The organism is Gordonia amicalis NBRC 100051 = JCM 11271 (assembly GCF_000332995.1).
GTDB classification, from domain to species: Bacteria; Actinomycetota; Actinomycetes; order Mycobacteriales; family Mycobacteriaceae; genus Gordonia; species Gordonia amicalis.
In genome coordinates, this window is record NZ_BANS01000016.1 from 86,154 (window position 1) to 108,066 (window position 21,913).

The 21,913-nt window shown below is 66.6% G+C and carries 20 protein-coding genes; 16 read left to right on the forward strand and 4 right to left on the reverse strand.

Going from position 1 to position 21,913, the window contains the following annotated elements; genetic code table 11:
• Positions 1-157: 157 nt before the first annotated feature.
• Positions 158-2,671 (forward strand): UvrD-helicase domain-containing protein, encoded by a 2,514-nt coding sequence (locus tag GOAMI_RS08835; RefSeq protein WP_006436129.1) that lies wholly within the window; start codon positions 158-160, stop codon positions 2,669-2,671.
• A gap of 167 nt (positions 2,672-2,838) precedes the next feature.
• On the opposite strand, the gene GOAMI_RS08840 is transcribed toward GOAMI_RS08835, so the two are convergent.
• Positions 2,839-3,984 (reverse strand): M23 family metallopeptidase, encoded by a 1,146-nt coding sequence (locus GOAMI_RS08840; RefSeq protein WP_040004702.1) that lies wholly within the window; start codon positions 3,982-3,984, stop codon positions 2,839-2,841.
• Positions 3,985-4,431: 447 nt separating this feature from the next.
• Here GOAMI_RS08840 and sucC point away from each other — a divergent pair, with 447 nt between their 5' ends.
• A complete protein-coding gene (gene sucC / locus GOAMI_RS08845) occupies positions 4,432-5,595 on the forward strand; it encodes an ADP-forming succinate--CoA ligase subunit beta (protein WP_006436131.1) in 1,164 nt (387 codons plus the stop codon).
• A 13-nt stretch (positions 5,596-5,608) separates the two neighbouring features.
• Positions 5,609-6,511 carry a succinate--CoA ligase subunit alpha gene (gene sucD, locus GOAMI_RS08850; protein WP_006436132.1) on the forward strand — a complete coding sequence of 301 codons (903 nt, stop codon included), beginning with the start codon at positions 5,609-5,611 and terminating at the stop codon, positions 6,509-6,511.
• A 72-nt stretch (positions 6,512-6,583) separates the two neighbouring features.
• Here sucD and GOAMI_RS08855 read toward each other — a convergent pair whose 3' ends face one another.
• Positions 6,584-7,627, reverse strand: a complete 1,044-nt coding sequence (locus GOAMI_RS08855; RefSeq protein WP_006436133.1) for a GmrSD restriction endonuclease domain-containing protein — start codon at positions 7,625-7,627, stop codon at positions 6,584-6,586.
• A gap of 199 nt (positions 7,628-7,826) precedes the next feature.
• Between GOAMI_RS08855 and GOAMI_RS08860 the strand changes: the two genes are divergently transcribed.
• Together GOAMI_RS08860 and GOAMI_RS08865 are read left to right on the forward strand one after the other, a co-directional pair.
• Positions 7,827-8,471 (forward strand): hypothetical protein, encoded by a 645-nt coding sequence (locus GOAMI_RS08860; protein WP_006436134.1) that lies wholly within the window; start codon positions 7,827-7,829, stop codon positions 8,469-8,471.
• The gene (locus tag GOAMI_RS08865; RefSeq protein ID WP_006436135.1) at positions 8,468-8,944 is read left to right on the forward strand and encodes an RDD family protein; all 477 of its coding nucleotides are present in this window, start codon (positions 8,468-8,470) and stop codon (positions 8,942-8,944) included. Before GOAMI_RS08860 ends, GOAMI_RS08865 begins: the two co-directional genes overlap by 4 nt.
• On the opposite strand, the gene GOAMI_RS08870 is transcribed toward GOAMI_RS08865, so the two are convergent.
• Entirely contained in the window at positions 8,928-9,392 is a 465-nt protein-coding gene (locus GOAMI_RS08870) for an SRPBCC family protein (protein WP_006436136.1), read from the reverse strand. The two genes, GOAMI_RS08865 and GOAMI_RS08870, sit on opposite strands and share 17 nt — an antisense overlap.
• 111 nt (positions 9,393-9,503) lie before the next feature.
• Here GOAMI_RS08870 and GOAMI_RS08875 point away from each other — a divergent pair, with 111 nt between their 5' ends.
• The 7 genes from GOAMI_RS08875 (at position 9,504) to GOAMI_RS08905 (ending at position 15,086) form a co-directional block, all read left to right on the forward strand.
• Positions 9,504-10,970 (forward strand): carboxyl transferase domain-containing protein, encoded by a 1,467-nt coding sequence (locus tag GOAMI_RS08875; protein WP_006436137.1) that lies wholly within the window; start codon positions 9,504-9,506, stop codon positions 10,968-10,970.
• Positions 10,967-11,365, forward strand: coding sequence for an NUDIX hydrolase (locus GOAMI_RS08880; RefSeq protein ID WP_006436138.1), 399 nt, complete (start codon positions 10,967-10,969; stop codon positions 11,363-11,365). The genes GOAMI_RS08875 and GOAMI_RS08880 overlap by 4 nt, the downstream gene beginning before the upstream one ends.
• A 405-nt stretch (positions 11,366-11,770) precedes the next feature.
• Positions 11,771-13,120: a WXG100 family type VII secretion target gene (locus GOAMI_RS08885; protein ID WP_006436140.1), complete on the forward strand. Its 1,350-nt coding sequence runs from the start codon at positions 11,771-11,773 to the stop codon at positions 13,118-13,120.
• A gap of 11 nt (positions 13,121-13,131) precedes the next feature.
• Entirely contained in the window at positions 13,132-13,425 is a 294-nt protein-coding gene (locus tag GOAMI_RS08890; protein ID WP_006436141.1) for a hypothetical protein, read from the forward strand.
• Positions 13,422-13,727 carry a hypothetical protein gene (locus tag GOAMI_RS08895; RefSeq protein ID WP_006436142.1) on the forward strand — a complete coding sequence of 102 codons (306 nt, stop codon included), beginning with the start codon at positions 13,422-13,424 and terminating at the stop codon, positions 13,725-13,727. The genes GOAMI_RS08890 and GOAMI_RS08895 overlap by 4 nt, the downstream gene beginning before the upstream one ends.
• 79 nt (positions 13,728-13,806) lie before the next feature.
• Positions 13,807-14,427, forward strand: a complete 621-nt coding sequence (locus GOAMI_RS08900; protein WP_024499985.1) for a nitroreductase family protein — start codon at positions 13,807-13,809, stop codon at positions 14,425-14,427.
• A 17-nt stretch (positions 14,428-14,444) separates the two neighbouring features.
• Complete coding sequence (locus GOAMI_RS08905; protein WP_006436144.1) at positions 14,445-15,086, forward strand: TetR/AcrR family transcriptional regulator; 642 nt, start codon at positions 14,445-14,447, stop codon at positions 15,084-15,086.
• Here GOAMI_RS08905 and GOAMI_RS08910 read toward each other — a convergent pair whose 3' ends face one another.
• A complete protein-coding gene (locus GOAMI_RS08910) occupies positions 15,087-16,733 on the reverse strand; it encodes a class I adenylate-forming enzyme family protein (protein WP_006436145.1) in 1,647 nt (548 codons plus the stop codon). It lies immediately after the preceding gene.
• A gap of 96 nt (positions 16,734-16,829) precedes the next feature.
• Between GOAMI_RS08910 and GOAMI_RS08915 the strand changes: the two genes are divergently transcribed.
• The 4 genes from GOAMI_RS08915 (at position 16,830) to GOAMI_RS08930 (ending at position 21,850) form a co-directional block, all read left to right on the forward strand.
• Positions 16,830-17,669: a TetR-type transcription factor C-terminal domain-containing protein gene (locus tag GOAMI_RS08915; RefSeq protein WP_024499986.1), complete on the forward strand. Its 840-nt coding sequence runs from the start codon at positions 16,830-16,832 to the stop codon at positions 17,667-17,669.
• Positions 17,670-17,941: 272 nt separating this feature from the next.
• Entirely contained in the window at positions 17,942-18,916 is a 975-nt protein-coding gene (locus GOAMI_RS08920) for a cyclase family protein (RefSeq protein ID WP_006436147.1), read from the forward strand.
• A gap of 40 nt (positions 18,917-18,956) precedes the next feature.
• Entirely contained in the window at positions 18,957-20,618 is a 1,662-nt protein-coding gene (locus GOAMI_RS08925; protein ID WP_006436148.1) for a class I adenylate-forming enzyme family protein, read from the forward strand.
• The gene (locus GOAMI_RS08930; RefSeq protein ID WP_006436149.1) at positions 20,615-21,850 is read left to right on the forward strand and encodes an acyl-CoA dehydrogenase family protein; all 1,236 of its coding nucleotides are present in this window, start codon (positions 20,615-20,617) and stop codon (positions 21,848-21,850) included. Before GOAMI_RS08925 ends, GOAMI_RS08930 begins: the two co-directional genes overlap by 4 nt.
• Positions 21,851-21,913: the final 63 nt, after the last annotated feature.

Genomic DNA, 21,913 nt, shown 5'->3' on the forward strand with positions numbered 1-21,913 from the left:
CGACGGGCGCCCCGAGCCAGTGATACCGGGTCATCGTAGCCGCGGGAACAGGCGTCTCGGGTGTCAACGCACGGGGCGGTCGAGCGATCGGACGACGGGCGTTCGGGCACATGGCCTGCGGAGAGGTGTCGGTGCGGGCGGGTAGCCTGGACTACCGATGAACAGCTCTTCTTCTGCCCCTCTCCTCGCCGGTCGTACGTCTTCCTCCTCCTCGGGGACGGCTGCCGCCGACGACCGTGTCGCGCGCCTGCTCGAGGGCCTCAATCCACAGCAGCGCGCGGCGGTGCTCCACGCGGGCTCACCGCTGCTGATCGTGGCGGGTGCGGGGTCGGGCAAGACCTCGGTGCTGACCCGCCGAATCGCCTACCTGCTGGCGGCGCGCGACGTCACGCCCGGGCAGATCCTGGCCATCACCTTCACCAACAAGGCCGCCGCCGAGATGCGCGAGCGGGTGATCGACCTCGTCGGCCCGCGGGCGGCCTACATGTGGGTGTCGACCTTCCACTCCACGTGCGTTCGCATCCTGCGGGCACAGTCGGGGCTGCTGGAGTCGATGAACTCCAACTTCTCCATCTACGACGCCGACGACTCGAAGCGGTTGCTGGGCATGATCATCCGCGACCTCGATCTGGACCCGAAGAAGTTCAGTCCGCGTGGCGTCTCGGTGGCCATCTCGAACTTCAAGAACGAGCTGATCTCGCCCGACGGGGCGGCGGCCGCGGTCAACGAGGACGACCTCGCCGCGGCGACGATCGCCCGCATCTTCGCGGAGTACCAGCGCCGGCTGCGGGCGGCGAATGCGTTCGACTTCGACGATCTCATCGGCGAGACCGTCGCGCTGCTGCAGCGGCACCCGCAGGTGGCCGAATACTACCGGCGCCGGTTCCGCCACGTCCTCGTCGACGAGTACCAGGACACCAACCACGCCCAGTACGTACTCATCCGCGAACTGGTGGGCGAGCAGACCACGGCGAGCGGACTCGAACCGTCGGAGCTGTGCGTCGTGGGTGACGCCGACCAGTCGATCTACGCCTTCCGCGGTGCCACGATCCGCAACATCGAAGAGTTCGAGCGCGACTTCACCAACGCCGAAACCGTTCTGCTCGAACAGAACTACCGCTCGACGCAGACCATCCTGTCGGCGGCCAACGCGGTCATCGCGCGCAACACCAACCGCCGCGAGAAGAAGCTGTGGACCGACTCCGGCGACGGCGAGCTCATCGTCGGCTACGTCGCCGACTCCGATCGCGAGGAGTCGACGTTCATCGCCAAGGAGATCGAGGAAATCACCGACTACTCGATCGGCGGCAGTTCGAGCCACAAGTACTCCGACATCGCGGTTTTCTACCGCACCAACACCGGCTCACGTGCGATCGAGGAGGTGTTCGTCCGCCACGGCATCCCGTACAAGGTGGTCGGCGGCACCAAGTTCTATGAGCGCAAGGAAGTCCGGGACGTGGTCGCCTACCTGAGGGTGATCGCCAACCCGGATGACTCGGTGAGCCTGCGACGCATTCTCAACACCCCCCGTCGCGGCATCGGCGATCGCGCCGAGGCCTGTGTCGCCGTGCATTCGGAGAACACCGGACGGAGTTTCTACGAGTCGCTGATCGACGCCTCCGAGGGCAAGGTCGCGTTGCTGAACACGCGCGCGGTCAAGCAGATCGGTGGCTTCGTCGAACTCATCGAGGGTCTGCGCGCCGACTTCCTCACACATTTCGGTGACTCCGACACCGAGGACGCCGACACCGCCTTCCTCGACGCCACCGAGGAGTCCGCCGACATCGGTGAACTCGTCGACGCCATCGTCGAACGAACCGGTTACCGTGCCGAGCTGGAGGCGTCGAACGATCCCCAGGACGGCGCACGGCTCGACAACATCAACGAACTCGTCGCCGTCGCCCGGGAATTCAGTGCCGACGCCGCCCAGATCGACCTGGAGGCCGACGAGGATCCGTCCATCGAGAGCGATCGCGAGGGCGAGCCGGAACCCGGTTCTCTCGCAGCGTTCCTCGAACGTGTCTCGCTGGTCGCCGACGCCGACCAGGTGCCCGACGAGGGTGACGGCGTCGTCACCATGATGACGCTGCACACCGCGAAGGGTCTCGAGTTCCCGGTCGTGTTCGTGACCGGTTGGGAGGACGGGCATTTCCCGCACATGCGCGCTCTCGGCGATCCGGCCGAACTGAGTGAGGAGCGTCGTCTCGCCTACGTCGGCATCACGCGCGCCAAGCAGCGTCTGTATCTGACCCGGTCGGTCACCCGCGCATCGTGGGGGCAGCCGGTGTCGAATCCGGAATCCCGCTTCCTGCAAGAGATCCCGCAGCATCTGATCGACTGGCGACGCACCGAGCCGCGTCGTTCGGCGCGTGGCTTCGGCGGGTCGTCGGGCGGGGTGTTCGGACGCGACGGCTCGTTCTCGGGCTCGGGTTCGGGTGGTTCGTCGTTCGGCCGCGGCCGGTCGTCGTACTCCTCCGACCCCGCGCGCGGACGGAACAAGCAGGTGCACTTCGACATCGGCGATCGGCACAACCACCCCAAGTACGGCATGGGCAAGGTCGTGGCCAAGGAGGGGAGTGGCGCCACCGAACGTGTCACCATCGACTACGGCGGCAGCGCCGGACGCGTCACCCTGCTGACCGCGGGCGGAATCCCGGGGGAGAAGCTCTAGGAAGTAGTGCGGCGGCCCTTCGAGGCTCGTCGCTTACGCTCCTCGCACCTCAGGGAGCGAGAATGGGCGTGCGCTATCGCTACTGAGGGGGCGAGAATGGGCGTGCGCTATCGCTACTGAGGCAGCGAGAGGGCGTGCGCCTCAGACGGGCAGCTGTCGGAGAAAATCTAGCCGGTGTAGCCGGAGAGCTTGACGCCCTTGGCGGCGAGCCACGGCATCGGGTCGATCTTGGTGTTGCCGTTCTTCCACACCTCGAAGTGGAGGTGCGGGCCGAACGAGAAGCCCTCGTTGCCGACGAGCGCGATGACATCGCCCGCGGTGACGTGCTGGCCTTCGCTGACGAGGACGCCCGACGAGGACATGTGGCCGTACATGGTGACCGTGCCGTCGTCGGCGCGGATCTGGACCCAGTGGCCGTATCCGGAGGCCGGTTCGGCCTTGATGACGACGCCGTCGGTCGCCGCGTGGATGGGCGTCCCGAGCGGAGCGGCCATGTCGATGCCGCCGTGCATGGTGCCCCAGCGCATCGCGAAGGCGGAGGTGAAGTCGTACTTGCCGAGCGGGATCGGCGAGGCGAAGAGCGGGCGACGAGCCAGGGCCTCGCGCTGCGCCTCGTCGGCGGCCATCTTGGCGCCGACGCCGAGCTGACCGGTGAAGACGTTCATCTGGTCGGTCACCGGCGATGCCGTGGCCACTCCCGGACCGAGGTCGACGGGGGCGGCGGCGTCGTTGACCGCTGCTGCGTTCACCGGTGCCGTCGCGGGCGCGTCCTCGGTGGCACCGACCTGAGAGACGGCGGCGACGGCTGCGCCCGCTGCCATGGCGATCAGAGCGGCGCGACCGCCCTTGAGGGCGTTCGGCGGTGCCGCGATGCGATGCTTGCCGCCACGACGGACGCGCTGGCCGGCCGGGTTCGTGCGGAACGGGCGGAGTGCGGAGTCCGTGTCGGACTCGTCATCGATGAGGATGTCCAGTTCGGCGCCATCGACGTCGAACGGCTCGTCGTGTTCGTACTGATCGAACTCGTGCTCGGGGATCAGGATGTCCTGAGTGATCTCCGAGTGGGTCGGGCGGTAGTAGCCCTTCCAGGACGAGGGCGTCCAAGTGGTCTCGTCGGACGGTGTCCGGGTGGCGGAGGAAGACGAGTCGGAGGTGTCGTAACCGAAGTCGTAGTCGCTGAGGTCGTAGTCCGTGTCCTCGTCGACGACGGGGATGATGGTGGTCATCTCTTTTGCTCTGATGTCCTCGACCAACCCGCCCGATCGGACGCGGCTCGATCCGCGTGAGACTCCGGGTACCGCCAAATCGTCCACCTCATCTCTTCGCTGCCGCGGATCCGAAATCATCGTCCGTAATCCTTTTGTGACCAATCGCTGAAGCCGACGGTAACGAAATGATTGCGGCAAGTCCAACCCTAGAAAGCCGCTAACCGGAAATTTGTGAGCTGAGTCACAAGACTTTTCCAACTTCGTCAGATCGTCGAATTGCTGGTTTGCCGACCTGCATGAGGTGGCTCGCCGGCATCGTCGCCGCGATCGATTCAACACTGTGTGCGAAAGGCGTGCCCCGTCGGGTCTGGGGGACGGCAGATGTGCCAGGTGAGACGTATCGCGACGTACCCGGGAGTAAGTTCGGACCGAGCGAGTGATCTGTCGCACAAGGGCAGGGTGCGCGCTAAAGGGCGATCCAGTACGGGTTTAGAGTCCGATATGGCCCGCGTTACACCCTTAAGCGGGCAAATCTACGAGATGGTGAGCTGAATGGATCTCTTCGAATACCAGGCGAAGGAACTGTTCGCCAAGCACGGGGTTCCCACCACACCCGGTCGGGTGACCGATGATGCCGCCGACGCGCGGGCGATCGCCGAGGAAATCGGCAAGCCTGTGATGATCAAGGCGCAGGTCAAGACCGGCGGACGTGGCAAGGCCGGCGGCGTGAAGTACGCCGCGACCCCGGACGACGCGCAGTCCCACGCCTCCAACATCCTTGGTCTCGACATCAAGGGTCACATCGTCAAGAAGTTGCTGGTCGCCGAGGCCAGTGACATCGCGGAGGAGTACTACATCTCTTTCCTCCTCGATCGTGCCAACCGCACCTACCTGGCCATGTGCTCGGTCGAGGGCGGCATGGAGATCGAAGAGGTCGCCGCGACCAAGCCCGAGCGCCTCGCCAAGGTCGCCGTCGACGCCGTGAAGGGTGTCGACCTGGAGACCGCCCGCTCCATCGCCGAGCAGGGCCACCTGCCTGCCGAGGTCCTCGACGCAGCCGCGGTCACCATCGCGAAGCTGTGGGAGGTCTTCGTCAAGGAAGACGCTCTCCTCGTCGAGGTCAACCCCCTCGTCCGCACCCCTGACGATCAGATCCTGGCCCTCGACGGCAAGGTCACCCTCGACGCCAACGCCGACTTCCGTCAGCCCGGCCACGAGGAGTTCGAGGACCGCGACGCCACCGATCCCCTGGAGCTCAAGGCCAAGGAGAACGACCTCAACTACGTCAAGCTCGACGGCGAGGTCGGCATCATCGGCAACGGTGCGGGTCTGGTCATGTCGACCCTCGACGTCGTCGCTTACGCCGGTGAGAAGCACAACGGTGTGAAGCCGGCCAACTTCCTCGACATCGGCGGCGGTGCCTCCGCGGAGGTCATGGCTGCCGGCCTGGACGTCATTCTCAACGACGAGCAGGTCAAGAGCGTCTTCGTGAACGTCTTCGGCGGCATCACCGCCTGCGACGCGGTCGCCAACGGCATCGTCGGAGCTCTCGAGAAGCTGGGTTCGGAGGCCAACAAGCCTCTCGTCGTCCGCCTCGACGGCAACAAGGTCGACGAGGGCCGCAAGATCCTGGCCGATGCGAACCACCCGCTGGTCACGCTCGCCGAAACCATGGACTCGGGCGCCGACAAGGCCGCCGAGCTGGCGAGCAAGTAAGGGAGCCCGGAAAATGTCGATCTTTCTGAACAAAGACAACAAGGTCATCGTCCAGGGCATCACCGGCGGTGAGGGCACCAAGCACACCGCTCTGATGCTCAAGGCCGGCACCAACGTCGTCGGCGGCGTGAACGCGCGCAAGGCCGGCACCACGGTGTCGCACGTCGACGCCGACGGCAACAACATCGAACTGCCGGTGTTCGCCTCCGTCGAAGAGGCCATCAAGGAGACCGGGGCCGACACCTCGATCGCCTTCGTGCCGCCGAAGTTCTCCAAGGACGCCATCATCGAGGCGATCGACGCGGAGATCCCGCTGCTGGTCGTCATCACCGAGGGCATCCCGGTGCAGGACAGCGCCTACGCGTGGGCCTACAACGTGGAGAAGGGCGCCAAGACCCGCATCATCGGCCCGAACTGCCCCGGCATCATCACCCCGGGTGAGGCGCTGGTCGGCATCACGCCGAACAACATCACCGGCAAGGGGCCGATCGGTCTGGTCTCCAAGTCGGGCACCCTGACCTACCAGATGATGTACGAGCTGCGCGACCTCGGCTTCTCGACCGCCATCGGTATCGGCGGCGACCCGGTCATCGGCACCACCCACATCGACGCCATCGAGGCGTTCGAGAAGGATCCCGAGACCAAGCTGATCGTGATGATCGGCGAGATCGGTGGCGACGCCGAGGAGCGCGCCGCCGACTACATCAAGGCCAACGTCTCCAAGCCGGTCGTCGGCTACGTCGCGGGCTTCACCGCGCCGGAGGGCAAGACCATGGGTCACGCCGGTGCGATCGTGTCAGGTAGCTCCGGCACCGCACAGGCGAAGAAGGAGGCCCTCGAGGCCGCGGGCGTGAAGGTCGGCAAGACGCCGTCCGAGACCGCCGCGCTGGCACGGGAGCTCTACGAGGCCCTGTAAGTCGTCTCGACACGAAGAACCCGAGCGGGAGTCATCCCGCTCGGGTTTTTTCGTGCGCTCGGATCGGGGTTACTACTCGCAGGCGACGCCGTCGCCGTCTCGGTCGAGCTTGGCGCGGTAGCCGGGCTGTCCGGCGTACAGCGGGGCGGCCCCCGCCGCTCGTGCCGCCGAGCAGTTCGCGTAGTAGGCCGAGGGCGCGTCGGGGGCGGGTGCCTCGGGGGCGTAAAGCCGTGGCGGTGTGTAGGTCGCCTCGGGGAGAGGGGTCGCGGTGGAGGTGCGCGTCTCGGTGCGTTCGGTGGTGGCCGGCGCCGGTGCCGGCGCCGGAGCGGTTGCCCCGCAACCGACCAGCACGCGGGTGATCGCGTCCTTCTCGGCCTGGGTCACCCAGAGCCGGTAGGCGGCCTTCACCTCGACCTGGCGGGCCACGTAGGTACACCGGTAGCCCTTCTCGGGCGGCAGCCAGGTGGCGGCGTCGCCGTCCCCCTTCTTCTGGTTCGTCGGACCGTCGACGGCCTGTAGGTTGCGTGGATCGTTGGCGAAGTCGGCGCGCTGCTGCGGGGAGAGTTGCTGCGCACCTTTCTGCCACGCGTCGGAGAGCGCGACGACGTGATCGATCTGGACCGCCGAGGACGTGTCCTGGCCGCGGACGAACCGGATCGTCGTGCCGGTGTACGGGTCATCGAGCGTGCCCGACAGGACGGCACATCCGTTGGACCCCGGCTTGAGGGTGATGTCGGTCAGGTCGCGGCGCAGGATGTCGTTGCGGGTGTCGCAACCATTGTGTCCGCCGTCGACGGTGACGTCATCGGACCAGGCCTGCCCGAACAGGTCGCGGTCGTACCCGGTCTTGGGTGCGCGTCCCTTGACGGCCAGGGTGCTCAGGGTCTTCAGGGCGTTGTCCGCGGCCGGTACCGAGGCCACGGTGATCACGGGCGAGGGGGTCGGCAGGGGCTCCTCGGTGGTCGCGACGGCTGAGGTCGTCTCGGGCGTCGGTGGTGTCGCGGCCACCGGTTCGGTGAGCCCGCAGCCGGCGGCGGCGAGTGCGAAGGCCGCGACGGGGCCGGCCGCGATCAGCCATCGAGCTTGCGGTGTCGAGCGTGGGACGGATTCGGGCATCGTCGAACAAACCTCTCATAGGACCACTCATCATCATGACGCGCACTTGTCTCGACGGGCCTCGAGCTCCATATCGATCGTGAAGCGGCGTCGTTACACGACCCGCGACGTGACACGATTGCGACGGTCCGCGCCGATCCCCGCGTGCGATAATTCGGCGGTGAACCCAGAGCCGCGGGGCGGTGCGACATCCCAATTGATGAGGGAGTCGCTGCATTTCGCCGGTGTCGTCGTCGACGTCGCCGAGCGTCTGCCCGTCGCGGGCGGAGTCATCGGTGCGGTACGCACCAGGGCGCAGCAGTTCGTCGGCGACACCATCGTGTGGGTCGCCACGACGACGCGGTCGATCCTCGGCGCGGTCATCCGCGAGGTCGTCGAGGTGCTCACCGAAGAGGTGGACCTCACCGATCTCATGCTCAACCACGTCGATCTCGAGCGGCTCATCGCCGAGGTCCTCGCGGTCATAGACCTCGACGCCGTGATCGAGACCGTCGACCTCGATCGTGCTGTCGCGCAGGTGGATCTGATGAAGGCGATCGGCCTGGTCGACCTCGACGAGGTGATCGGGAAGGTCGACCTCGACGCGGTGGCCGCCAAACTCGACATCGATGCGGTCCTCGACCGTGTCGACCTCGTCGAGCTGGCCGAGGAGATCATCGACGGCGTCGACCTCCCCGACATCATCCGCGAGGCCAGCACCTCGGTCACCGCCGACGTGATGACAGACGTGCGCAGCACCAGCGAACGCGCCGACGACGCGGTCGCCAACGCGGTCAACCGATTCCTGCGCCGGCGCGCCGCCGAGACCGTGGACGAACACGGACGGGACGGTGGGGGCGGATGACGGCCGAACCCACACCGGACCACCCGGTGGTGCATCGTGCGCACGCCGTGCAGGACCGGGACAAGAACGCCGGGATCGTGAGTCGCGGTATCGCGGCCTTCCTCGACCTGCTCGTGGTCTGGACGATCCTGGGTGCGTGCTACATGGGTCTCGCGCTGATGAAGTTCGTCATCTCAGTCAGCGAGTTCGACTTCCCCGAGGTCAATCTGTTCTTCACCACAACGGGTTTCGTGGTCACCTCGGTGCTGTATCTGGCCACGTGCTGGGAGGTGTCCGGCCGCACGCTGGGCTCGGTCGTGATGGGCTTGCGGGTGGTCAACGGCAAGGGTGTGCGCGTCCGGCCCTCGGTCGCGGTGCTGCGGGCGCTGCTGTGCACGTTCTTCGCCATCGGTCTGGCGTGGGTGATCGTCGACCGTCGGCGTCGCTCGGTCGCCGACATCGTCTTCCGCACCCGGGTCATCTACTCTCGCTGACCGCTTTCAGCTGTGCCAGGCCCTTCTCGAAGTCCTTGCCGAGCATCTTGTCGAAGAAGCCGAACAGGCCGCCGACGCGGCTGAACAGGGTCTGCTTGCCGACCATCACCCAGGTGACCCGGGTGGCCTCGCCCTGGGGGACGAGTTCGAAGGTGACGGTGTTGGTGGCCTTCATCGGCTTCTCGAAGTCGAGTCGGACCTCGACCTCGCGCGGTGCGTCGACGCGGGTGATCTCCATGGCGCCGCGCCCGGCCTTCTTGTTGCCGGACCACGCGTACTTCGCACCGACCCCCGACTCGGCACCCGAGTACTCCCGATGCAGGTCCGGATCGAGTCCCTCCCAGGGCGACCAGTGGACCCACTGCCGAAAGTCGGTCAGGTACGGGAGGATCGCGGCGGGCGGGGCGTCGACGACGATCGAACGGGTGAAGGTGAAGGTGTCGGCCATGGTGTCTCCTGAGAGCGAGGTGGGGCTGTCGAGAAGTATGACACCGGCGGTGAGCGGAATTCATCGCTTCTCTCCCGGGGCGTGATGCACGAGCGGGATACGGTGTGAGGCATGGGTGAACGGGCACGGCTGTCGGCCGTGGACTTGCGGGACATGATCGTCGACGACGGGTCGTGGGAGTCGTGGGACACCTCGATCGTCCGTCCGGCGGTCACCTCCGACGGCGACGACCGTGCCTATGCCGCCGACCTCGCGCGGGCCCGCGAGCGCAGCGGTTCCGACGAATCTGTGATCACGGGGACCGGGCTGATCGGCGGCCGTCGTGCGGCGATCGTCCTCAGCGAGTTCGGTTTTCTCGGTGGGTCCATCGGCCGCGACGCCGGATCACGCATCGTCGACGCGGTCGGCCGGGCCACCCGTGAAGGGCTGCCTCTGATCGCGTTGCCCGCATCGGGCGGCACCCGCATGCAGGAGGGGACCGCGGCGTTCCTCCAGATGGTCGCGATCACCGGGGCCGTCACCGCGCACAAGGCGGCCGGGCTCCCCTACCTCGTCTACCTGCGGCATCCCACGACCGGTGGGGTTTTCGCCTCCTGGGGGTCCCTCGGCCACGTCACCTGGGCGCAACCCGGTGCCCTCGTCGGGTTTCTCGGGCCCCGCGTCTACGAGGGGCTCTACGGCGAACCGTTCCCCGATGGTGTGCAGACGGCCGAGAACCTCGTCCGCACAACGGTCGTCGACGATGTGGTGGAGCCGGAGGCCCTGGCCGGACGTCTGTCGTCGGTGCTGCGGCTGCTGGCGCTGCATGAGAGCCCGAAGCAGTCGAACACGGTTGATGCGCCGCGCCCGACCCCGGGCCAGGTCGTCGATGCCGAAGACGCCTGGGCGAGTGTCCTCGCCACCCGTGAGCCGAGGCGGGCGGGACTCATCGAGTTCCTTGCCCGGGGTGACTCGGCGGCGCTCTCCGATGCGGGTCCACTTCGCTTCGCGCTGAGCAGTTTCGGTGGCCACGTGGCGCTGGTCGTCGGCTACGACCGGCTGTCCCAGGAGAACGGTGAACTGCCCGGTCCCCGACATCTACGGGAGGCGCGTCGGGCGATCATGGCCGCCGGAGACCTCTCGATCCCGATCGTCACCATCATCGACACGCCAGGTGCGGAACTGTCGGTGGTCGCCGAGGAGGGTGGGCTGGCCGCCCAGATCGCGCGCTGCACAGTCGAATTGATCAAGGTTCCGGTACCGACTGTCTCGGTGATGCTCGGCCAGGGCGCCGGCGGAGCGGCACTGGCGCTGTTTCCGGCGGATTTGCGCGTCGCACGTGCCGACGCGTGGCTGTCGCCGTTACCACCGGAAGGAGCCAGCCTGATCGTCCATCGCGACCTCGATCATGCCGACGAGATGGCCGCGCGCCAGGGCATTCTCGCCGGACGGCTCGCAGCGCAGGGGATGGTCGACGTCATCGTCGACGCCGACTCCGATGCGGCCGGGATCCGCGAGGCGATCGGCCGGTATCTGGCGAGTTCGCCGACGCCGGATCCACGAGCGCGCACCCGGGTACCCGCGGCGGACGCGCGATGACCAGGCGCATCGTCGCAGTCGGAGCGGTACTCACCGACGACGAGGGTCGGGTCCTGCTCATAAAGCGGCGGAACCCGCCGCAGGCCGGGAAGTGGACGATCCCGGGCGGGAAGGTCGAGCCAGGCGAGTCGATCGAAGCCGCCGTCGTCCGGGAGATGGTGGAGGAAACCGGCTTTCGCGTCGAAGTGGGGGAGCTGCTGTGGACCGTCGACATCCCCGGGCCCGACGACGTGGTGTTCGAAGTCCATGACTTCGCCGCGCGGATCGTCTCCGGGACACTGTGTGCCGGCGACGACGCCGCTGACGCCGGATGGTTCACCGCCGACGAGCTGGCCGAGTTGCCGGTGACGCGGGGACTGATCACACACCTCCGCAAGCACGGGGTGCTGGGGTAGGGAACGTTGCACAGCTGTGGACTGAACCAACGGCCTCAATTCCCTCGGAGGTAATCTTCATGGCCTCGGATGTGGTGAGGGGGAGACTTGTCTGTTGAAGTGAATCCGGACAGCCTGAGGGCGGCATCCGGAACGTTGGCTCAGCTGTCTGCGGATATCGACTCGGCTCCGTTCCTCGGTGCTGCCGAGGTCTCAGCCCAGTTGCCTGGGAGCAGCGTTGGGGGTGCTCTCGGTGAGTCGAATGTGGCGAGTACGCGTGCCAAGCGGGTCATCAAAGCGAGGTACGACCAATGTGCAGGCCTTCTGTCCTTGTCGGCGGAGACGTATGTCGACTCTGATGCGGAAGCGGCCGTGCGCATCGCGGGCGTACCCGATATCAACCCCGGCGGTAGACGGTAGCTGTCTATGGTCACACCGGGCGAGGTGCTGGGTTGGAAGATCGACGGCTTGCGAGACGTGTCCACTCGAGCCGCGGAGATTGCCGACGCGTTGGTCGGAACGTCGAAAACCATGCGAGACACCATTTATGAGCTGGCCTGGAGAGGGGATGCGCGGACAGCGGCCGAAGACAGGGCCGAACGTGAGCGGGAGCAGATAGCTGAGGTGGCGGCTGCTTACGACGCTCTTTCCTCCACGACCGCAGGCACGCTCGCGGCGATGTCGCATCCGATATCGGAGATCAGATCTATCATTCAGAATTACGTCGTTCCCCCGGTGGCCCTGTCCGATTCGTGGGTGGTGGACGGTGTCGATGACTGGAACTCCGAAGCAGGACATCAGCTGAGTCGATTGGGGGGTTTGGTTTCGACGCTCGGCGATGCCGACGAGACCTGGGGGGCCAGAATTGCCGAGGCGAACCAGACCCTCTCGACGATGGCACCGGAAGAAACACTCGCATCTGCTCTTGCGGTGATCGAAGATTCGAAGCGTCAGAGCTCCCGCGCGGACCCCGATCGGTTACGCGCGTCTGCGGCAGCATTCGAACGGATATTTGGGCGCGACCCTTCGAGTTCGGTCGACTGGAAGACCGCAGAAGCACTGAATCCGCGAAGTTTCGATCCCAAGTATCAGGGTGTCGGACCTGCAATCAAAGTGGCGCGCATCGAGCCGGTCCCGGGGCAGGGCGTCGTCCGCGCGGCTTTCTACATACCTGCAGCCGAAGTGTTCAACGTTCCGGTCTACGACCTCGGTGACAATCGAGCAGAGGACCCGGACTTCGATCCGGAACACGCACGGGTGGTCACGTACGTGGACTATGAGAACGGCCTGATCATCACACGCCAGAATCCTTCGGTGGATACCACCGGAGAGGTTCGGGTCGGTGAACCCGACGTCATCGCGCAGCAGCGCCCCGACGGTTCGGTCATGATCCAATACGATGCTGTGAATCCATTCGCGCCGCCAGGTTCCTCGATCACGGGACACACGGTCAACGGCACCATCGTCCTCCAGCCGACGAGCGGCAACCCCGGGACCTCTCGGATCATTGCGGGTGGCGAGATCACCGATTATCCGTCAGTGGAGATCTACCAAGACAATTCGGCCGGAAAGTGCCGACCGGTTCTGATCGATGCGGCCGACTCCGGCGGTCCGGCGGGCCCGTTGCTCAACTTGCCGGGATTTCACGAAGTCGGCGGGGGGAAAGCCATGATGGAGCCCTTCAAAGCCGACTTCGACGACCCGGACTGGGAACGGAACAGACCGACGGATCTCGGGGACCCGGACGATCCGCCCACAGTGGTCGTGGTGCGATAGTGTCACGGCCGATGAAACTCTCCGGACTCCTGGCAGATCCCCGGTTCTGGCAGACTGCGACCCTGGCCACGCCCGTCTCGATGGCCGCGTCGATCTTCGTCTTCGTGGCGTTCGCAGGCGTCGCCGATCTTGTTGACTCGTCGTCGGATGCGTCCTCAGGCTGGATGTTCGGTATCGCGGTCGGTGCTCTGATCGTGATTGCCTGCCTGCTGGGATTACGCCGGACTCCCCGGAGTTCTGGAGCCGCTTGCGGTGTGGCGGTCGCAGGACTTCTCGTGGGATACGTGGGGCTGGTGGCCGGGTGACGGCCGCGCAGTCGAAGTATCGCCGTGACGACTGGTTCGGACCGGAGTCATTCGGTGCGGTGGTGATCGGCCTGTTCCTGATGTCCTTGCCCTACACCGGATTGGCCCCGCGGGAAGCGGTGTGGTTGATCGTCACGCCACCACTCGCGGGTATAGCCCTCGTCGCGCTGAGCGCGACGCCGGTTCGAGGTACGCGTACCGTCCGACGCGTCGGAACAGGCCTCCTCGCGGCGGGTGCCGGAGCCATCATCTCGATACCCGCCCTTGTGGCCGGGGCTGCGCTGGGATCGGCCATCGCGTGAACAGCGATGCGCACCGGATGACGGTGTGGGTGAACACGGCCGGTGGTGCCCGTTGCCCATCGTGTGGAAGATGGGGGACATGACCGAACTCCTGCCCCTGGATCCCGACCAGCTGCTCACGACGACGCGCTCGGTGCGCAAACGCCTCGACTACGACCGCCCCGTCCCCCTCGACGTGGTCAAGGAGGCGCTCGAGGTCGCATTGCAGGCGCCGACCGGGAGCAACAGCCAGACCTGGCACTGGATCGTGCTGACCGACCCTGAGCTCAAGCAGAAGGTCGCCGACTACTACGCGCAGTCCTTCTCCCACTACTACGCCGCCCAGCAGCCGCGCGACGAGACCGGCAAGCGGGTCGCGTCGAGCGCGCAATACCTCGCCGACACGATGGGTCAGGTTCCGGTGCTGGTCATGGGTGCCATCTACACCGGCGGTGACCTGCCCGAGGGCAACCAGGCCGGCGTCTGGGGCTCGCTGCTGCCCGGCGCCTGGAGCCTGCAGCTCGCCCTGCGCGCCCGCGGCCTGGGCTCGGCGTGGACCACGCTGCACCTCGCCCACGAGAAGGAGATCGCCGAATTGCTCGGCATCCCGGCGGGCATCCACCAGGGCGTCCTGCTGCCGGTGGCCTACTACACGGGCACCGACTTCAAGCCGGCTCCGCGCAAGCCCCTCGACTCGGTGCTTCACATCGACGGCTGGTGAGTAGAGTGCGGATCACCATGTCCGCAACGAGTGACACACCTCCGGTCGAGGCGGGGGACGACCCCCGCCCGCCGACGCGTCGCACCCAGGCCAAGGCGGCCCGCCGCGCCGAGCTGCTCACCGCGGCGGCCCGGCAGATGGCCGAACGCGGATTCGCCGGGGTGCGTCTAGAGGACATCGGGCGCGCGGTCGGGGTGAGCGGGCCCGCCATGTACCGGCACTTCTCGTCCAAGACCGAACTACTGGACGAGATGCTCGTCGACATCAGTCAACGGCTGCACGACGGCGGCGCCGAGGTCGTCGACCGCGGTGGACCGCCGTCCCAGACGTTGTTGGCGCTCATCGGTTTTCACATCGACGTGCTCGTCACGAAACCCGATCTGATCGTGGTCCAGGACCGGGACCTGTCGTCGACGACACCCGAGGCCAATCACCGGGTCCGACTGCTGCAGCGGCGATATGTCGAACGCTGGGTCGACGTCGTGATCGCCGTCTACGAGGGGGAGGGCCGCACCATGGACCGGGCCGAGGCCCGCGTCCGCGTGCACGCGACGTTCGGCCTGCTGAACTCCTCACCGCGGTTGCCCGACTACGACGAGACGCAACTGCAGCGTCTGCTCACGGCGATGGCCTTGGCCGCGCTCGGCTGCCGAGTCTGATCAGCGGAGCTCGCGGCGCAACACCTTGCCGGTCGCGCTGCGCGGGAGGGCGCCGACGATCTCGATCTCGCGCGGATACTTGTACGCCGCCATCCGTTTGCGGCAGAACTCGATGAGTTCGGTCGCGCTGACCTCCGCGCCCGGTTGCAGGGCGACGTAGGCACGCGTCGACTCGCCACGGTAGTCGTCGGGGATCCCGACCACCGCCGTCTCGCGTACCGCCGGGTGTGATTGCAGCACCTGTTCGATCTCGAACGGCCAGATCTTGTACCCGGACGCGTTGATCAGGTCGTTGCTGCGGTCGATGACGTAGAACCAGCCGTCGGCGTCCATGAATCCCACGTCGCCGGTGCGCATCTCGCCGTTCATCAGTGCCGAGCCGCCATCGTCGACCTGGCCCCAGTAGCCGGCGGCGATCTGCGGTCCGGCCGTGACGATCTCACCGAACGTCCCCGGTGGCACCGGGTCCCCGTTCTCGTCGACGACCCGGGCCGTCGTGTCGAAGATCGGCAGACCCACCGAGAGAGCACCGGTTTCGGGGTCGACCGGCGCGAGGACACCGGGCGGGACCATGTGTGTCGGCGACGTCGACTCGGTCTGGCCGTACACGTTGTGGATCATCCCGCCGAGACGTTCGGCGACCCGATCGGCGACCTCGGGTGGTACCGGTGCGCCACCCGAATAACGGAGGCGGAGTGAGCTGAACGCCTCGGGCGACGCGTCGGGGTGATCGGCGAGCGCGATGTACGCGGTGATCGCGGCGACGGAGAAGGCCGGACGCCAGACGCGCACGGCGTCGAGGACCAGACCGGCGTCGAAACGGTGGGTGAGGATGACTGGCGATCGCAGGGACAGCGCCAGCATCACCGAGCCCACCAGCCCGGTGACGTGGAAGACCGGCGACATGCACAGGATCGGTTCGCCGGACTCCAGACCGGTCCAGTCGCGATATGCCTGCGCGCTGAACGCGAGATTGCGGTGCATCAGCTTGGCTCCCTTGGGCGGACCGGTGGTGCCCGACGTCGGAGCCAGTACGGCGACGTCGTCCGGTGCGGGCACGTGCCGACTCACCTCGCGCGAACCCGTGGCGATCAGGTCGAGGAGTTCGACGGTCCCGGCGGCGGCCGGTACCCGGGACACCTCGAACACGCGCCGGATATCGTCGTTGCCGGCGAAGTCGAGCGGGGAGACGGTGATGACGAGTCCGATGGACCCGGTCACCGCGATCTCATCGGCCACCTCCGCATGCAGGTTGTCGAGGACGAGCAGCGCGCTCGGCGTGAAATCGTCCAGCGCCCTACGGAACTCGGAACGCTTGTACATCGGACTGATGAGCGCGGCGACGCCACCCGTCTTCCAGGCCGCGAGAAGCCCGAGGACGATCGACGGTCCGTTCTGCACGGCGATGCCCAACCGGTCGCCGGTCGCGAAACCGTGTGCCTGTAGAGCGTGCGCGAGGGCGTCGGATGCGGCGTCGAGGTCGGCCCAGCTGAGGGTCGCGCCGAAGTAGCGGATCGCCGGACCGTCCGGCGCCGCCGCGAGGGCCGCGTCGAACATGTCGAGCGGGGACCCGAATTCGACATCGAGGTGCTCGGACAGTCCGGACGGGTAGTGGGCCAGCCAGGGACGGCTCTCGTAGGCGTTCATGCGTAGGTGCGTTCGGCGTGACGCGCGGGAAGCGACAGGTTGTGGACCACGAGACGAGTCTACGAAAAACAGGCGGCTCCCCATAAGCTGTTCAGCGTGGTCGAACAACCGGTGACCGACAGCGGCGCCGCCGTGCGCGAGTTGCGCAAGCAGGCGGGCGTGACGCTGCGCGGACTGGCGGCCGGTATCGGGGTGAGCGTCGGGACGATGAGTGCCATCGAGAACGGCAAGGTCGGGCTCACCGTCGACCGCCTGCGCGAGATCGCGCAGTGCCTGGACGTGCCCGTCGCCCGTTTCCTCGAGCCACCGGGATCGGCGAACACCGCCCCCGAGGGAGACCCGGCGGACTGGCGTGTGTTCACACCGCTGACGCTCGACCCGGTGCTGGAGTCGGCGATCGACGTCTTCGAGGAACTCGGCTACCACGGCGCGACGATGCGACTGATCGCCGCCGGAGCCGACATCAGCGTCGCCGGGATCTACCACCACTACCCGAGCAAACAGCATCTGCTCGTGGCACTGGTCAACATTGCACACGCTGACCTGGCGCAACGCCTCGACGCGGCCGGTGACGGCGTCGACGCGGTGACGGCCTTCGCGAACATGGTGGAGGCGCTGACCCTGTTCCACGTCGAGCGACGCGCGCTGGCGCTGGTCCTGGCGACCGAGCTGCGCCGCCTCGAGGAACCCAATCGGACGCACCTGCAGGCGTCGATGGCGCAGATCGAGGGGCGCCTCCTCGATACGGCTCGACGCGCCGCCGACCTCGGCTCGTTCCGGTCCGGGGACCTGTCGGTGGCGACCAAGGCCATCGTCACGATGTGCATGGCCGTTCCGACCTGGACCGACGACGCCGACGCGGTGCAGGGCCGTCGTATCGCCCGTCAGTACGCGAGTCTCGCGCTCGACATGGTGGGCTTCCACTCCGGCCACTAGGTGTCCCCAACTCGTCGTCGTGCATGCCGGGAGACACGCCCCGGTGGGTGAATGTTCAGTGTTCCTGAACTCACCGTCTGTACTGGGCTTTCCCTCTCTTCATTGACAAACCCTGAGACATCACGGGTTTCGCCTCTTGACGGCGGTGTGATCGGGTGCGATGCTCGTCACAATGAACTTCCCGAGCGATCGCTCGAAAAGTTCAGTCCGCAACTTTCAGTTCGCGACCCGGAACCCCCGGTTCCGCTCAGGTTCGAATCAAAGGAGATGAGATGACCGAGATCGCTGCGCCGTCCATGGGAGACCTGCTGGGTGCCGACACCCCGTCGAACTGGGGCAAGTGGGGACCCGACGACGAGGTGGGCGCGCTGAACTACCTCGATGCGAGCGAGGTGCTGCGCGGTGTCGGGCACATCAAGTCGGGTGAGACCTTCACCCTGCAGATCGAGATGGGCCGCAAGGAGAGCCCCGGCGACCCGCTGTGGCCGGGCCGCGAGGGCATCAACCGCACCAACATCCTCGACGAGTCGTCGTGGGACGGTGAAGGCGCGCCGCAGTTCCCCGGTGGTCTGCACTACGCCGACGACACCGCGAACATCTTTCTGCAGGGCTCCACGCAGTACGACGCCCTCGGTCACGTCTGGTACGACGGCAAGCTCTACAACGGCTACGACGCCCGCAGCACCGTCGACGCGCTGGACAAGGCGTCCGTCCTGCCGATCGCCGAGAAGGGTGTCGTCGGCCGTGGCGTGCTGATCGACATGGCCCGCTACCGCGGCAAGAAGTACCTGGAGAAGGGTGAGACCTTCGACCACAACGACCTCGAAGCCGCCGCTGCCGCACAGGGTGTCACCATCGAGCCGCACGACGTCCTGATCATCCGCACCGGATGGCTGACCTACTGGTACGAGCTGAACAACCCGGAGGAGTTCTACGACGGCTTCTGCGAGCCCGGCCTGACCTACTCCCGTGAGCTGGTGCAGTGGTTCCAGGACAAGGAAATCCCGAACCTGGTCACCGACACCATCGCCAACGAGGTCACCACCGATCCGGAATCCGGTGTGGCACTTCCTCTTCACAACGCCCTCATGCGCAACCTGGGTGTCGTGTTCACCGAGATCGTCTGGCTCGAGGAGCTCGCCGAGGCGTGCGCGGCCGACAACCGCTGGAGCTTCCTCTACGTCGCGGCTCCGCTCAAGGTCGTCAGCGGCACCGGTGCGCCGGTGAACCCCGTCGTCATCCGTTGAGCAACAACCTGAGTCATTCGCTGAAAGAGGAACGTCAGACATGAGTGTCTACGACGAGAAGGTGTGGCTGCGCCACTACCGCGAGCAGGATCTCGCGCCGCGGACCATCGAATTCGACACCGCGCTGGACATGTTCGCGGCCACGGTCGCGCGCAACCCGGAAGCCGGCCTGATCCGCTACTTCGACGGATCGATCACGGCCGGTGAGCTCGACGAGCTCACCGACGCGTTCGCCGTCGGCATCCTGGATCTCGGGTTCACTCCGGGCGACCGTGCAGTGGTCTATGCCCAGAACATCCCGCAGTTCGTCATCGCGCAACTCGGCATCTGGAAGGCCGGCGGTATCGCCGTTTCGGCCAACCCGATGTACCGCAGTCGTGAACTCGCCGAGATCCTCGTCGATTCCGGTGCGACCGTGCTGGTCGCGATGCAGCAGCTGTACCGCGACGTCGCGCAGGAAGCATTGCGCGACAACGAGACCGCGGTGCGGACCGTGATCACGACCTCGGAGCTGGAGTACCAGAGCGCGAACAGCGGAACCCTGGCCGGGGTTGAGAAGATCGAGTGCCCCGATACGGTGGACCTGGCGGCGATGCTGGCGAAGTACCGCGGTCAGCGGCCGCCGAAGCCCGACCTGACCGGCGACAGCGTTGCGTTCCTGACCTACACGTCGGGAACCACCGGGCCGCCCAAGGGCGCGATGACCACTCATCGCAACGTCGTCTTCAACGCGCAGACCTACCGCGACTGGGTCGGCGTCGATGCCGATGACGTGATCCTCGGTGTGGCACCGCTCTTCCACATCACCGGTCTCATCGCGCACATCGCACTCGCCGAGCTGACCGGTGCGCCGCTGGTGCTGATGTACCGGATGGACCCGGCGGACACCATCGCGACGATCGCGCGGGAGAAGGCGACCTTCACGGTCGGCTCGATCACGGTGTTCATCGCGCTGATGAACGTGCCGGACGTCGACCCGGCGTCGCTCGCGAGCCTGTCGAAGATCTACTCCGGCGGGGCGCCGATCCCGCCGAGCACGATCGCCGAGTTCCAGCAGCGGTTCGGGCACTACATCCACAACGTGTACGGCCTGACCGAAACCACCTCGCCGTCGCATGCGGTTCCGTTCGGGGTCACGGCCCCGGCCGACGAGGAGACCGGCGCCACCTCGGTGGGAGTTCCCGTCTACGACACGATCGTCCGGATCATCGACGAGCAGGGCAACGACCTGCCCGCCGGCGAGGTCGGCGAGCTGGTCACGGCCGGACCGCAGGTGGTCGCGGGCTACTGGAACAAGCCGGAGGCCACCGCCAAGGGCATCCCGAACGGCACACTGCACACCGGCGACGTCGGATACATGGACGCCGAGGGCTGGTTCTACATCGTCGACCGCAAGAAGGACCAGATCAACACCAGCGGTTTCAAGGTGTGGCCTCGCGAGGTCGAAGACGTTCTGTACGAGCACCCGTCGGTTCGGGAGGCGGCCGTCATCGGTGTGCCGGACTCGTACCGCGGCGAGACCGTGAAGGCGTTCGTGAGTCTGCGACCCGGCACCGACGCCACGCCGGAGGAGCTGATCGATCACTGCAAGACGCGGATGGCGGCGTACAAGTACCCGCGTGAGGTCGTGGTGATGGCCGACATCCCCAAGACGGCCACCGGCAAGCTGCTGCGTCGCGAACTCCGGACGGTGTCACAGTGATTCGTCCGGATCTGACCGTCCGCACTCCGTCCGAGACCCTCGACCTCCGGCCGTCGGCGAGGGCGCTCGAACTGCGGGATGAACTCATCGCGTTCATGCACTCCGACGTCTTCCCGGCGGAGGAGCGCTATGAACACGAGCGTGGTGTCGCCGGCCCCGACGACCACGACGTCCCGGCGGTCGTCGAAGAGCTGAAGCAGAAGGCGCGGGCGCGTGGGCTGTGGAATCTGTTCCTGCCGTCGGAATCCGGGATCAGCCAGCTCGACTACGCCGGTCTGGCGGAGATCACCGGCTGGAGTCTGCATCTGGCTCCCGAGGCGATCAACGGTCAGGCGCCCGACACCGGCAACATGGAGTTGCTGCACCTGTTCGGCACCGACGAGCAGAAGAAGACGTGGCTCGAGCCGCTCCTCGACGGCACGATCCGGTCGGCGTTCTCGATGACCGAGAAGGACGTCGCGAGTTCCGACGCGACGAACATCGAGACCAGCATCGACCGCGACGGCGACTCCTACGTCATCAACGGCCGGAAGTGGTGGACGAGTGGCGCGGCCGACCCGCGCTGCAAGCTGCTCATCGTGATGGGTAAGACCGATCCCGAGGCCGCAACCCATCGGCAGCAGTCGATGGTGCTGGTCCCGATCGACACCCCGGGAGTCACCGTGGTGCGCGACGTGCCGGTGTTCGGTCGTCACGACCAGCACGGCCACGTCGAGGTCGTGTACGAGAACGTCCGTGTCCCCGTCGAGTACCTGCTCGGTGAGGAAGGCGCCGGATTCGCCATGGCGCAGACGCGACTCGGGCCGGGTCGCATCCACCACTGCATGCGCGCGCTGGGCGCCGCCGAACGAGCCCTGCACCACCTGGTCCAGCGGTCGAAGGGGCGCGTCGCCTTCGGTAAGCCGTTGGCCGAGCAGGGTGTCGTCCAACAGCAGATCGCCGAGTCGCGCATCGCGATCGACCAGGCGCGCCTGCTGTGCCAGCTGGCCGCCAAGACGATCGACGAACTCGGAAACAAGGCTGCCGCACCGTATGTCTCGGCAGCCAAGGTGTCGGTGCCGCGGGTGGCGCTCGAGGTCATCGACCGTGCGATCCAGGTCCACGGTGGCGCGGGTGTCAGCGACGACGTGCCACTGGCCGCGATGTACGGATGGCACCGCGCGATGCGCATCTTCGACGGTCCCGACGAGGTGCATCTCCGCACGATCGCCAAGTCGGAACTGCGACGCTGACCGTTCCCGCGTAGCCGTTTCCTTCTCGCAGCGACTGTTTCCTTCCCGCCTATTGGATCTGAC

What these genes read in the sequence shown, in the direction of transcription:
- GOAMI_RS08855 (WP_006436133.1), bottom strand. Translation starts at nt 7,627, where the DNA reads ATGCCCGAATCCGTCCCACGCTCGACACCGCAAGCTCGATGGCTGATC.
- GOAMI_RS08865 (WP_006436135.1), top strand. Translation starts at nt 8,468, where the DNA reads ATGACGGCCGAACCCACACCGGACCACCCGGTGGTGCATCGTGCGCAC.
- sucD (WP_006436132.1), top strand. Translation starts at nt 5,609, where the DNA reads ATGTCGATCTTTCTGAACAAAGACAACAAGGTCATCGTCCAGGGCATC.
- GOAMI_RS08925 (WP_006436148.1), top strand. Translation starts at nt 18,957, where the DNA reads ATGAGTGTCTACGACGAGAAGGTGTGGCTGCGCCACTACCGCGAGCAG.
- GOAMI_RS08860 (WP_006436134.1), top strand. Translation starts at nt 7,827, where the DNA reads ATGAGGGAGTCGCTGCATTTCGCCGGTGTCGTCGTCGACGTCGCCGAG.
- GOAMI_RS08910 (WP_006436145.1), bottom strand. Translation starts at nt 16,733, where the DNA reads ATGAACGCCTACGAGAGCCGTCCCTGGCTGGCCCACTACCCGTCCGGA.
- GOAMI_RS08875 (WP_006436137.1), top strand. Translation starts at nt 9,504, where the DNA reads ATGGGTGAACGGGCACGGCTGTCGGCCGTGGACTTGCGGGACATGATC.
- GOAMI_RS08870 (WP_006436136.1), bottom strand. Translation starts at nt 9,392, where the DNA reads ATGGCCGACACCTTCACCTTCACCCGTTCGATCGTCGTCGACGCCCCG.
- GOAMI_RS08885 (WP_006436140.1), top strand. Translation starts at nt 11,771, where the DNA reads ATGGTCACACCGGGCGAGGTGCTGGGTTGGAAGATCGACGGCTTGCGA.
- GOAMI_RS08835 (WP_006436129.1), top strand. Translation starts at nt 158, where the DNA reads ATGAACAGCTCTTCTTCTGCCCCTCTCCTCGCCGGTCGTACGTCTTCC.
- GOAMI_RS08880 (WP_006436138.1), top strand. Translation starts at nt 10,967, where the DNA reads ATGACCAGGCGCATCGTCGCAGTCGGAGCGGTACTCACCGACGACGAG.
- GOAMI_RS08900 (WP_024499985.1), top strand. Translation starts at nt 13,807, where the DNA reads ATGACCGAACTCCTGCCCCTGGATCCCGACCAGCTGCTCACGACGACG.
- GOAMI_RS08905 (WP_006436144.1), top strand. Translation starts at nt 14,445, where the DNA reads ATGTCCGCAACGAGTGACACACCTCCGGTCGAGGCGGGGGACGACCCC.
- GOAMI_RS08920 (WP_006436147.1), top strand. Translation starts at nt 17,942, where the DNA reads ATGACCGAGATCGCTGCGCCGTCCATGGGAGACCTGCTGGGTGCCGAC.
- GOAMI_RS08890 (WP_006436141.1), top strand. Translation starts at nt 13,132, where the DNA reads ATGAAACTCTCCGGACTCCTGGCAGATCCCCGGTTCTGGCAGACTGCG.
- sucC (WP_006436131.1), top strand. Translation starts at nt 4,432, where the DNA reads ATGGATCTCTTCGAATACCAGGCGAAGGAACTGTTCGCCAAGCACGGG.